12 protein-coding genes and 5 tRNA genes are annotated in these 11,914 nt (G+C 56.2%); 1 reads left to right on the top strand and 16 read right to left on the bottom strand.

Annotated features, from left to right (window positions below; all coding sequences use genetic code 11):
• Window positions 1-37: 37 nt before the first annotated feature.
• The 16 genes from KI810_RS02695 to serS form a co-directional block, all read right to left on the bottom strand.
• Entirely contained in the window at window positions 38-229 is a 192-nt protein-coding gene (locus KI810_RS02695) for a hypothetical protein (RefSeq protein WP_214173932.1), read from the bottom strand.
• Window positions 230-302: 73 nt separating this feature from the next.
• Window positions 303-1,646, bottom strand: coding sequence for an ATP-binding protein (locus KI810_RS02690; RefSeq protein ID WP_214173931.1), 1,344 nt, complete (start codon window positions 1,644-1,646; stop codon window positions 303-305).
• 725 nt (window positions 1,647-2,371) lie between these two features.
• On the bottom strand, window positions 2,372-3,016 hold the full coding sequence (locus tag KI810_RS02685) for a hypothetical protein (protein WP_214173930.1): 645 nt from the start codon (window positions 3,014-3,016) through the stop codon (window positions 2,372-2,374).
• The gene (locus tag KI810_RS02680) at window positions 3,013-3,903 is read right to left on the bottom strand and encodes a site-specific integrase (RefSeq protein WP_214173929.1); all 891 of its coding nucleotides are present in this window, start codon (window positions 3,901-3,903) and stop codon (window positions 3,013-3,015) included. Before KI810_RS02680 ends, KI810_RS02685 begins: the two co-directional genes overlap by 4 nt.
• On the bottom strand, window positions 3,903-4,166 hold the full coding sequence (locus KI810_RS02675; RefSeq protein WP_214173928.1) for a hypothetical protein: 264 nt from the start codon (window positions 4,164-4,166) through the stop codon (window positions 3,903-3,905). The genes KI810_RS02680 and KI810_RS02675 overlap by 1 nt, the downstream gene beginning before the upstream one ends.
• A gap of 297 nt (window positions 4,167-4,463) precedes the next feature.
• A complete protein-coding gene (locus KI810_RS02670; RefSeq protein ID WP_214173927.1) occupies window positions 4,464-5,861 on the bottom strand; it encodes a DnaB-like helicase N-terminal domain-containing protein in 1,398 nt (465 codons plus the stop codon).
• 25 nt (window positions 5,862-5,886) lie between these two features.
• Window positions 5,887-6,114: a helix-turn-helix transcriptional regulator gene (locus KI810_RS02665; protein WP_214173926.1), complete on the bottom strand. Its 228-nt coding sequence runs from the start codon at window positions 6,112-6,114 to the stop codon at window positions 5,887-5,889.
• A 401-nt stretch (window positions 6,115-6,515) separates the two neighbouring features.
• A complete protein-coding gene (locus KI810_RS02660) occupies window positions 6,516-7,778 on the bottom strand; it encodes a tyrosine-type recombinase/integrase (RefSeq protein WP_214173925.1) in 1,263 nt (420 codons plus the stop codon).
• Window positions 7,779-7,954: 176 nt separating this feature from the next.
• A tRNA-Ser gene (locus KI810_RS02655) sits at window positions 7,955-8,045 on the bottom strand.
• Window positions 8,046-8,092: 47 nt separating this feature from the next.
• A tRNA-Ser gene (locus tag KI810_RS02650) sits at window positions 8,093-8,182 on the bottom strand.
• Window positions 8,183-8,184: 2 nt separating this feature from the next.
• The gene (gene tadA / locus KI810_RS02645; RefSeq protein WP_214173924.1) at window positions 8,185-8,667 is read right to left on the bottom strand and encodes a tRNA adenosine(34) deaminase TadA; all 483 of its coding nucleotides are present in this window, start codon (window positions 8,665-8,667) and stop codon (window positions 8,185-8,187) included.
• A 9-nt stretch (window positions 8,668-8,676) separates the two neighbouring features.
• Window positions 8,677-8,753, bottom strand: a tRNA-Arg gene (locus KI810_RS02640).
• An 8-nt stretch (window positions 8,754-8,761) separates the two neighbouring features.
• Window positions 8,762-9,247 carry a DUF2155 domain-containing protein gene (locus tag KI810_RS02635; protein WP_246525117.1) on the bottom strand — a complete coding sequence of 162 codons (486 nt, stop codon included), beginning with the start codon at window positions 9,245-9,247 and terminating at the stop codon, window positions 8,762-8,764.
• Window positions 9,248-9,287: 40 nt separating this feature from the next.
• Window positions 9,288-9,380 (bottom strand) — tRNA-Ser (locus tag KI810_RS02630).
• A gap of 22 nt (window positions 9,381-9,402) precedes the next feature.
• Window positions 9,403-9,488: transfer RNA gene (locus tag KI810_RS02625), tRNA-Ser, on the bottom strand.
• 5 nt (window positions 9,489-9,493) lie between these two features.
• Window positions 9,494-10,762, bottom strand: a complete 1,269-nt coding sequence (gene serS / locus KI810_RS02620; RefSeq protein ID WP_214173923.1) for a serine--tRNA ligase — start codon at window positions 10,760-10,762, stop codon at window positions 9,494-9,496.
• A 102-nt stretch (window positions 10,763-10,864) separates the two neighbouring features.
• Here serS and KI810_RS02615 point away from each other — a divergent pair, with 102 nt between their 5' ends.
• Complete coding sequence (locus tag KI810_RS02615) at window positions 10,865-11,914, top strand: CapA family protein (RefSeq protein ID WP_214173922.1); 1,050 nt, start codon at window positions 10,865-10,867, stop codon at window positions 11,912-11,914.

Genomic DNA, 11,914 nt, shown 5'->3' with positions numbered 1-11,914 from the left:
TTTCAGGTTGTGTTCCCAATCAACAGTACAGTCCCGCCTAGTGTTTCTTCTCCTCGCTACATGTTTCCAGATCATCTGCATTGTACCGGTAGGTCGGCCGGATTTTCATATCGACGATGCTCTCGACAAGAACCCGTCCGCCATCCAGATCTTCAAGCAGAATCATGCGGAGACCCTCGTCGCCGGGATCAACAGCTTTCCTGAACTTTACAATATCGCCTTTCTTCATAACTCCTCCAGACAGACCAAGCTGTTCGGGTTCAATGTTCATCTATGTTACAGCAACCATGCGACATAAAATGTCATGTCATGCCATCCTCTTTCGACCGCAGAAACTCCGCCGCATCTTCCAGTCCCAAGGCTCGATACTCCACCTGATACCCCTGATATTCCTGCAGCAGCCGTTCGGACTTCTGCTGCAGCGCCGGCAGACTGATGCGGGACTTGTTCCGCTTGATCTCGGCAATCACCAATTCTTTCCGCAGATCGTTCACCGCCACCAGGTCGATCTCGTTCTTGTTGCCGCGCTCCCAGTAGCTGCCGATCCGGTTGTATCTGCCGCTGGCGGCAAACAGATCGTGAAAGAACCGCTCCAGAAGCTTACCGGACCAGGTGGCGTAGTCCCGCTCTATGATCTCGCGAACATAGCCGAAGTTGCCTGTCTCCACCGCTGATAGATTGCGATAGATGAAGCGGAACCAGAAACTGAGGAAGTTGTCCCGCAGGTAGTATTTCTGCAACCGGCCGCCCGGCTTGGCGTTGATGGGGCGATGTTTGGCGATCAGGGCATACTCGTCCTCCAGTTTGGCCAGATACGCACCGCTGTGGATCTCCAACACCGACTCGATTTCACTGCGGGCGGTTTTGCCGGCGGCAATGAGTTCGAGAATGGAAAAGTAAGTGCCGTATTCCCTGCCGAACTCTTCAACCAGCAGGTTCTTTCCCTCGGCGAGAAACGGCGAGTGCGGCTTGAGGATGAAGTCGAGCATCTTCTTGTGGGTCAACGATCTGTTCTCGGCCAAAAGCTCCAGATATTTGGGGAGACCGCCGGTAATGGCGTAGCTGTCGAACAGGGACTGGGTGTCATGATGCCCGTGATCGGTCAGGACTTCGTGGATGGCGGCGATGCTGAAAGGCTTGAGGAAGATGACCCGGTCGGCACGACCGAAGAGCGGCTCTTTGGCGTCCTGGAAGATACGGTGCATGAGAGAGTGAACCGAACCGATGCAGATCAGGTTCAGTTTGCAGGTTGCCTTGTTGCGGTCCCAGATCCCCTGAATCTCCGAGTAGACCGCAGGGTTGATGCTGAAAAACTCCTGGAACTCATCAATGATCAGGGTAAGGCGTTCAGTGCGGGAAAGTTCGATCAACAGGGTGAATATGTCGCGGAAGGTGCGAATTTCGCCGATAACCGGCAGGGTGGCGATGCGCCGGATCTCGTCGAGGTATTCCTGGCAGAGTAGAGCCTCCGCCTTGCGGGAAACGAACAGGTAGAGGTGTTTGGCGGATTTTGCCGATTCGAGCGCCAGGATCGTTTTGCCAACCCGACGGCGACCGGTGATGACGGTCATCCTGCCGGACGATGCCGATTGCTCATGGAGATTGGCGAGCTCTTCCAGTTCGCTGACACGGTTGTAGAATTTCATCGGCCACACCGCCGTCTCTCAATTTTAATGTAACGGAGGTTACTGTAATGTATTTGAAGGGCATATGCAACAGTATAATTGAGAGGTAGCAAAGTGATATGTCTGCAACTGCCGATTATTTTGCCGATAGTATGTTTACAATATATGCTGATATTATTGAATTATTATGATTTTGCATGTGATTTTTTGCCTAATATTTTGCCGATTATCATGGCATGATTTCGGCGTCAGGCAATGGCGCATTGATGGTACCATTTTTGTAACCAAGAATGCGCCATTGACTGAAGGTGGCAAAAAGCTCCCCATATTTGGTACCAAATTGGTAGCCAAAACAGCCACCATGCAGTTCGGTAGCCCAAAAGGGGGAATGTTATGGATGCTGAATATTAGCCAACCCCAAAATGAAAAAGGCTCCGGGTAAGGAGCCTCATTCCAAATCTGCCATGTTGTCAGGAGTTGCGTTGCGTTAGATTGCCATACGGTCAGCTTTGCTGCCGAGGCCGATGATCGTTGACCACCGCGAGAAGTCTCCTTCCCGATTCGCCCCCATACTGTTCAGCGTGGGACTGTTCACCGCTGCTATCCTTCGCACTGTATGCCGGTCTGGATAGAACCTGCAGATTTGCCTGAAGGCCGGCTCTGCAAGCCACCGTGTGTCTCAAGGGAGACAGAACGCCACGGTGCGTTATATATGAAGTAATTTTAGCCAATCTAGCCCACTACCGTCAAGTGTTGCCCTTCTTGTTTCGATTGAATTTTGCAAGGGCATTCCTGGCCTTTTCCAGTTCCCGTTCGACTTTTGGTATTTCTCCAAGCTTCTCGTCACACTTACGGATTTTTTCTTCTGAATTTACCGTTACAGCACGACAAATCATCAAATCTTCGTGAAGGCGATTTTTCAAACTGTAAAGCTCGCTATTCAATTTTTTGGCCTCACGGATTATATCCTGTGCCTCAAAGTCCGTTTTCCAGGCATCTAATTTGATCTGATTGGCTTCTAAAAGTGCTTTCTGGGAAACCTCTGCAATCGCGAATTTTCGTCGGGCAAGTTCACCGATACAGAAACCAATGCCCAGAGCCGGGATAATGCCGGCCACCATATACGGCCAGGCGGCAGGCACACCGTCCCAACCGTATTCCATTCCCTTGATTATTCTGTAGCCGAGGAACTTGTTGTCTTTCTGCCCCATGAGTATATAGCACGTCTTTGGCATCTGGACCCCCTTCTCATCGAGACGTACTATTGCCAGGTTCGGCATAACCCACCAGTTCAGCCAACAGAACAGAATAAACATCACAATCGCAATCAGTATCCGTGCCATGTTCATCCTGGATTTAGCCTGCATTTTTTCATAATCAGGAAAACTCATCTTAAATATGCCTCCGTAGTATTTGATTCGAAATGCCCGACCTCTTGGGCGACAGTTCCTTTTGCATCATCGTAATTCATACCGTTTCGCTGCAATTCTTCCATCCGTTCCTGGGCATAGCTGTGGCGCAGGCCATGCGCTCCGGTGGAAAAACCCAACTCCCGCTGACTGGCTGACGAAAAACTCTGACTCCAGGTCCGGCCACCGCCGATGTCGTAATGCTGGATGTAGTTCACGCCACGGTCGATTACCTGCCGCGGCTCCACGAGACGGGTTTCCTCCAGCCGAGCAGCCAATTCCTTCGACAGCAGGATCTCTCTGACAAGACCTCCCTTGCCCGTGACGGTGTACCGCACGCCATCTCTCCCGCTGAAGCGCTCCTGACTCCAGACCCGATGGCTCGACGGCTGCTGTTCCCCTACCGACCGGATCGTCAGCAACTCGTGCGCCCGCAGGCCGGCACAGTATGCAATCTGTGTTGCCAGGCTGTTCTTTTCCGACTGGGCGGCGGCAATGCGCTGCACCTGGGTTGGGGTGTAGCTCCGAGTGGAGAGTTTCGTTTCGACCTGACTCTTTACGACATCGAGTTTAACGCCGAGGTGCATCTGAAGCGCCTGTCGGTCGAGATCCAAGGTTTTCTGGGAAACTGTTGCCGCCCGGGACTCCAGATAGCGCATAGCGATCTCCGGCGTCATGTTACGGAGGTCTCCCAGCCGGTTTTCCCGCATGTACCTGGCGCTACCCTTGAGCGAAGTGCCGTAATTGCGTGCCGTGCCGACACTGTGAATCCTGCCATCGTCCCGGTGATCGTGACGCCCTGTGCCCAGGGAGACCTTCTGCGAGACGGCGTGATCCGATTGCGACTTGGGCGAACGGAAACTCGGCATCAGATTTCCCCAGGCGATGCCAGTTCCGGCAGTTTTTTCAGGTAACGGTCGATGGAGCTGCGATGGATTTTCAGCCGGTGGTATGTTCGTAACCATTCGGCCAGATCGGCACACGAGGCGCCGGCCTGTTTCATGGCGACCAGTTCCGCACGGTAACGGTCGAGTCGGCTCTTGCGGTACAGCTTGCGCCGTGCCTCGGCGCGCCGCTGACGGACCCGATCAACCTCAGCTTGAGCGTTGAATGTCTCTGTTTCATGACTCATTGAGTGTTCCTCCTGAAAATGTCGCGTCAGGTTGAGAAGAATCAGGATTTTCAATAATCCAGACTGTGGCGGTGCAGACTGACACAGCGCGGAAAACGAGGGGGAAAACCAGAACCTGAAATCTGACCAACCTCGAACAGCGGGTATGGGGGACAGGCTCCAGACCGGACTCTTCTCAGATTTCACTTCGTGCAGCAGCATGATCCTCAATGTGCGGCAGATAGTTGCACTGCTTGTATCCCGTTGACTGGAGAGTTGCGTTGTTGCGCCCCTATAGAGAGCGCAACCGCGCAACTGTCACTTTTTGCCTTTCGTTATCAGTCCCTGCTCGACCGCTTTATTCCAGTGCCGGCTGACATTCGATTTGTTGATCTGCAGTTCACTGGCAATCTCGTACTGGGACATCCCCTCGTTGGCCAGGGTTACCACCCTCTCGAAAGAGGTCTGCGCAACATCCTTGTAGATCCACTCCTGAAGGCCAGTGAGCGCGTTTGTGGTCAGCTGTGCCTCGAAGCTGGCGGTGTCCTCCCCCTTGAGATGGCGGGCCTTCTCGAAGATCACCTCAAAAACGGCCCCCTTGCTCGGTTCGTAATCGACCGGGCGTTTCAGCTTGATGACCGTATCAAGCATGTCCTCCCGCTTGCTGGCTCCCCGCTGCTCACCATTTTTACCGCTATGGTGAATGAAGAGGACCGCCCGACCTGCCGCCCGCTGCCGCAACGCCCACCCTTGGACCGGAAGCCAGCTTTCTGCTTCGTTCTCCCTGCCGGAGCGGCAGAGGCAACTGATGTTGTCGACAACTATCAGGGCGGTTTCCGGTGTCAGCATACTGTTGACCGCTGTCTGCCCCTCAATGGTGGAGAGGTCCGGCATAGTCCCCGCCTCCTGCAGATCGGGAGTGATGATACGGAAATAGTCCGGCAATGGTTCTCGGTCACTGGCGGCATTTATGGCGGCCAGCCGCTCCTGCAAGGCTCGGCCCGGCATTTCTCCATCGAGGTAGAGGACACCTCGCGGCCTGGGAGAGTGCCACTTGAGAAATGTACCGCCATTGGCAACGGCATAGGCGATCCCGAGGCCGATATGGGTCTTACCCAGACCGCGCCAGGCGTGAATCATGCTGAGGCTCTGAGTGAGGATGATGGGGAAGAGAAGGTTTTCGCGCTCGGGGAAGCTGATCTGCAGAAGTTCCTGGAGGCTTAACACCTTGAGCTGCCGCCCCGGTTCACTGTTCTGTTCTTCATCACGCAGCTCGGACAGGCGGGGCAATATCTTCTGCAGACTGCCGGGGTCCATGGCAAGTTCATGGGCCATGCTGCCGATCTTCCGCTCCCGGGCTCGTTTGCGGACAATCCTGGCGTAATAGGCCACATTTGCCGATGATGGGGTGAAATCAACCAGCTCGGCGACATAGGCGCCGCCGCCGATCCGCTCCAGATTACCTTCCTCCTTCAGTCGGTGACAGACTGTCACCAGGTCGGCCGGGATATTTTCACGATGCAGTGTCACCAGCAGAGCGAAGACCAGCCGGTTGCTTTCTTGATGAAAATCGCTTTCGGATATCAGGGCCGTGACCTTCGGGATACAGTCCTGATCCAGCAGCATGGCTCCCAGTACTGACATTTCGGCGGCCTGGGTGTCGTCGTCCTCGCCGCGGCAGGAGGCGAGTTTGGTAACGGTTCCAGCAGCGGTCATGTTGTCTTCCCTCGACCAGGCACGGCTATTCGACATGCATGTCGCGGGCGATCAGTGATCGGATATCCTCAACCCGCCAGGCTGTTATCCTTGGACCGAGTTTTACCGGCTGGGGATAGCGCCCGGTTCGCACACCTTCCCACCAGGTGGAACGACTGACAGGATACAGAGGTGGGATGGGTGGGTCGGCCTTTGCGTCGCCGATGATGTTGGGCAGTCGGACAAAACCGGTCTCGGGCAAAGTGCTGTGCATAAAACCTCCTTGATTCTGTGTGCAATTAACGGATGCTTCAGGACTGCTTTGGAGCATACTGTCCTCTACCTGTAATATCTTCCTGGGGGGAAGGTGCCTCGGCATTCAATTCACCTGCTCCTAATCCCCGGCCGGAAAAACAAAAAACGGCCACTACCCCCGTTTCGGGGAAATGGCCGTTGCATGTTGATGCATGGGAGACCCAATCCTTAAGACAGCAGGCCGAGTATTGCTGCTGCCGGGTCTATGCCGTGACCGTTGGCCCGCCATGCCGGACCGGATCAATCAATTTGAGACGTTATAATACCGTCTCAGCCGATTGCGTCAAGGACATTTTTCGATAAAAAACAATTAAAACAATATGTTACAACCAGAAACATCCGGAAACAACAAATAATTCTTCAGCCTGCGGACCGCTCAGATATCTGTATGACTTTTGCTCCGGATTTCAGGTTATCGAGGTAGTCGGCCCACGTCTGCATCATCTTTTTTCGTGCCGCCAGGTGAGTCGTGCGATTGTAGGCGCGTCCGAGCGAATCCCTGACAACATGAGCCAGTTGATGCTCGATGATCTCAGGCTGAACATGCAAAACTTCCTCAAGGATTGTCCGGGCCATGGCCCTGAATCCGTGGGCGGTCATCTCGCCTTTTTCATACCCCATGCGACGGATCGCATGATTGACCGTAACATCGCTGATTGGCTTCAGGCTGGTATTCATGCTCGGAAAGAGATACTTGCCGCTGCCGGTCACCTTGTGAAGCTCTTTCAGCACCTCTACCGCCTGCCGTGCCAGCGGAACAAGGTGCTTTTCACCTTTGCGGGACTCCTTCAGACGCTTCTTGAGCTTCATACGTTCGATCGGCACGTTCCATTCGCCCGCATCCAGATCAAATTCCGTCCATTCCGCCAAGCGTAATTCCCCCGGTCGGAGGAAAACGAGAGCCGACAGGCGCAGGGCGCATTTGACGATGAACGAGCCGCTGTAATCATCGATGGCACGCAGGAAGGGGGCTACGTCCTTCGGATCGGTCAGGGCCGCGTGGTGTTTGGGAATGACCGGTGTCAGCGTGCCTCTCAGGTCGGCCGTGCAATCGCGTTCGGCCCGGCCGGTGGCGACGGCATAGCGGAATACCTGACCGCAGATGGATTTCACCCGGTGCGCGGTCTCGATTTTCTCACGAGCTTCGATACGCCGGAAGACCTGGAGCATGTCGGTCGCTTTCAGTTCGGCAATCGGTCTGGCGCCGACATGGGGGAACACGTCGCGTTTCAGACGAGCGATCACCGTTGCGGCATGGGTGGCAGCCCATACCGGCACCTGGCGGTTGTACCACTCCAGGGCGATTGCCTCAAAGGTCTCCGTTTCTTGGGTCTGCGACTGTTTTTCTGCTTTGCGGGCTTCCCCGGGGCTTATTCCGTGGGCAAGAAGTTTGCGGGCATCTTCACGCCGCTGACGGGCTTCTGCGAGAGTGATTTCAGGGTAGGTGCCGAGGGATAGCAGCAACTGCTTCCCCCCGTAGGTATAGTTGAAGTGCCAAAGCTTCCCGCCTGTTTTCTTTACGAGCAACACCAGGCCGAAACCATCAGCGAGCTTATAGTCTTTCTCTTTGGGCTTTGCGTTCTTAACCTGGACGTCGGTCAGCGGAATTACACGCTTTGGCATATATCCCCCGGTTTTTATGGTATCAGAAATTTTTTGTGGTATTATGGGTGTAAAAATACCATAAAAAACGCCGGATGTCAAAAGACGAGGCAGGATATGGCTGGACGATAAAAAGCAAAAAGCCCCTGATTTCTCGGGGGCTTTTGGACCGCATCGGACGATGCTGGATTGTTTACTGGCGGAGAGAGAGGGATTCGAACCCTCGGTACGCTATTAACGTACACACGCTTTCCAGGCGTGCTCCTTCAACCTCTCGGACATCTCTCCGTGAAGGGGAACTATAGTACAAACCGTGACGGTTTGTAAAGGGTTTATGGCGGAGAGATAGGGATTCGAACCCTAGGTGGAGTCACCCCCACACCTGATTTCGAGTCAGGCGCCTTCGACCACTCGGCCATCTCTCCAGTCAGTCAATCGTATCCTTTTGCTGCCGTTTCCGCTTCCGCAGGCTCGCAAAGAAACTGCTGATGGTAGCCGCACACTCCGCGCCCCGCACGCCGGCGGTCAACGTAACCCGGTGATTGAGCCGGGAATCGGCGGAGAGATCGTAGAGGGATCCCGCGGCACCCGCCTTCGGGTCGTGGCAGCCGAAAACGACCCGGTCTATCCGTGCCAGGAGTATTCCCCCCATGCACATGACACAGGGTTCAACGGTCACGTAGAGGGTCGCTCCGGATAACCGCCAGTTGTCTGACCTGCGGGCTGCCTGACGGATGGCGATCATTTCGGCATGGGCCGTGGGATCATGGCGTGACTCGCGCAGATTGTGGCCTCGGCCGAGCACACTGCCATCCCTTACCACCACAGCGCCGATGGGGACCTCACCCAGGTCAGCGGCCTTGTTGGCCTCGCGGAGCGCGATCCCCATCCAGTACACATCGTCTTTCATCTGATTAAATGGCGCGCTTGGAGAGATTCGAACTCCCGACCTACGGATTCGTAGTCCGTTGCTCTATCCAGCTGAGCTACAAGCGCGTGCTGTCCTAACTGGCCGGTACGAAATCGACCAGGGTAAAACCATACTTGGGATGCTGAAACGCATGGGTTGTCGGATAGAGGGAAAACAGCCAGCCCTTGAAGAGCTCTTTCCCCCCCTCCATGATCCGCACCTGCGCAGCGGGGTTTTTGGGTTCGTTGGACTGGGACGTAAGGGTCGTCCCCTCCATGCTGAATTGGGGGAGGAAGTTCTCCACCCTGACGACCATGTCGCTGCCGGGAAGGGGAAAATCGGCGCCGATGGGCATGGTATAGACCACCTCTTTATTGGCAGTCTTGTCAGTTACCGCAATTTTGACCGCTTTCCATTTCCCCTTTACGTTGTCGGGGACAACGACCACCGACTCTTTGCGCTGGGTCTGACCGTGGGGTGCAGCCATGTCGCCAGCCTTCTTCTCTTCCTTCTTGCTGCAACCTGCTGCCGCCAGGATTAGCAGGGCAAGCAGCATGAATCTCAGCGTGTACTTCACCATATCCTCCTTAGCAAGCGGCAAGCCGCGATGCCTTAATTTATGGCGGAGAGAGAGGGATTCGAACCCTCGATACCGGTTTCCCAGTATACTCGCTTAGCAGGCGAGCGCCTTCGGCCTACTCGGCCATCTCTCCAGGAATCTGCTTCGTCATTAAATGGCGGAGGGAGTAGGATTCGAACCCACGGAACTTTCGTTCAACGGTTTTCAAGACCGCCGCCTTAAACCACTCGGCCATCCCTCCGGAAGCTAGCCGATTCTTTCAACCCCACCCATGTAGGGGCGCAGCACCCCGGGGATGACTACCGTGCCATCCTCCTGCTGGTAGTTCTCGAGGATGGCCACGAGCGTCCGGCCTACGGCCAGACCGGAACCATTCAGGGTATGGACGAACTCCGGTTTTGCCTTGTCGTCCTCACGGTATTTGATGCCTGCCCGCCGCGCCTGGAAATCACCGAAGCTGCTGCAGGAAGATATCTCGCGGTAGGTGTCCTGTCCCGGTAGCCAGACCTCGATATCGTAAGTCTTCGTCGCGGAAAAGCCGAGATCGGCCGTACAGAGCGCCATCACCCGGTAGGGAAGCTCCAGCGACTGGAGAACCGCTTCCGCATCCGACAGCAGTTTTTCCAGTTCCGCATCCGACTCACCCGGCTTGACGAACTTGACCAGCTCCACTTTGTTGAACTGGTGCTGGCGAATGAGACCGCGGGTGTCCTTTCCGTAGGAACCGGCCTCTTTCCTGAAACAGGGGGTATAGGCCGTGTACTTCACGGGAAGCTCCGCCCCCCGGAGAATTTCCCCCCGGTGGATATTGGTGACCGGCACTTCTGCCGTGGGGATCAGGAAATAATCAGGGCTGTCCAGATGGAACAGGTCATCTTCGAACTTCGGCAACTGGCCGGTGCCGGTCATGCTTTCCCTGTTTACCATAAAGGGAGGAAGCATTTCAACATAATTGTGCCTCTCCGTATGGAGATCGAGCATGAAGTTAATGAGCGCACGCTCCAGCCGGGCACCCAATCCCCGGGAGAGGGTGAAGCGGGCACCGGTAATCTTGGCGCCCCGCTCGAAATCGAGAATTCCCAGGGACTCACCCAGTTCCCAGTGGGGCCTGGGAGTGAAGGCGAAGCCTGCCGGAACGCCCCATTTCCGCATCTCAACGTTGTCCGCTTCGGAAGAACCGCGGGGGACGTCCTGGTGGGGGATATTGGGGACGGTCAGCAGAATCTGCTGCAACTCCTCCTCCACCACCCGCAGCTGGTCGTCCAGCCCCTTTACCTGCTGGGAAACCTCGCGCATTTCGGCAATGCGGTCCTGGGCCTGGCTCTTGTCCTTTATCCGGCTTATCTCTTCGGACACCTTGTTGCGTAACGCCTTGAGTGTCTCGCTCTGCAGCAAAAGCTCGCGGCGCCGCTCATCCAGCTGACGGAAGCCGGCAAGGGAAACACCGCCGCCGCGGGTCGCCAGTCGTGCCTCTACCTGCTCCAGATTGTCCCGGATGTATTTCGCGTCCAGCATGGGGAAAGGCCTTTACTTTCTGATAAATAAAGCTATATTTTGTAGCATTTGCACGGCGACCCGTCAACAATTATTATCCTGCCGCCCGATCGGAACCACATCATGCTGCGACAAGCTGTCCTGCTCGGCTGCCTCTGCCTCTGTACCTTTCCCACCTTCGCCAGGGGGGAAGAAATCGTGCTCAATGCCGTTGGCGACATCATGCTGGCGGGGAGCGGCACCCCGACCTATGCCCGGTTAGGCTATGACTACCCCTTTGCAGCTACCCGTCACCACCTGCAGCGGGGCGACCTGGCCATCGGCAACCTGGAAGCCCCCCTTACCAGCCGCGGCCGGGAGTTCCGTGACAAGCGGTTCCGCTTCCGGGCCGACCCGGCGGCAGCGACCGCCCTCAGAGAGGCGGGATTCACCGTGCTGACCCTGGCCAACAACCATATGCTCGATTACGGTTATGAAGGCCTCCGGGACACCGCCGACCTTCTGGACCGGCACGGCATCCTCCATGCCGGCGCCGGCGACACGCTTGAAGCGGCCCGCCGGGCGGCAACCATCACCGTCAAGGGAAAACGGCTCGCCTTTCTCGCCTATTCCCTCACCCTTCCCCAGGAGTTCTACGCCACTGACCGCCGCCCCGGCACGGCCCCAGGCTATTCACCTTTCTTCGCGGACGATATTGCCAAAGCCCGACAGACGGCGGATTACGTCATCGTCTCGTTTCACTGGGGGACTGAGGGGGCGGAACGCCCCCACTCCCGCCAGGTCGCAGCCGCCCGCAGGGCAATCGACGCCGGTGCCGACGTCGTGCTCGGCCACCACCCCCACGTTCTCCAGGGAATCGAACGCTACAAGGACGGGGTAATCCTGTACAGCCTGGGAAACTTCGCCTTCGGCAGCCTGAGTCCGTCATCCCGGCAGAGCGTCATCGCCCGGATCACCCTGGAAGAGGGGGTGCGGGGCGTGGAATTCATCCCCCTCAACGTTCAGAACAGCACGGTCCTCTTCCAGCCCAGGGTTCTGGAATCCGGACGGGGGGACGCGGTGATCGCCCACCTCAACCGCATATCCGCACAGCTGGGGACGGCCATCGTCACCAGCGACGGGCGCCACCTGCTGGACATGGAAGGAGACAACCAACAGGTTGCCGCCCGGTAA

Origin of the sequence: Geomobilimonas luticola, from assembly GCF_018476905.1 — a bacterium.
Taxonomy (GTDB): domain Bacteria; phylum Desulfobacterota; class Desulfuromonadia; order Geobacterales; family Geobacteraceae; genus Geomobilimonas; species Geomobilimonas luticola.
The sequence above is the reverse complement of the archived record's forward strand: the minus strand, read 5'-3'. Positions and strand labels throughout refer to the sequence as shown.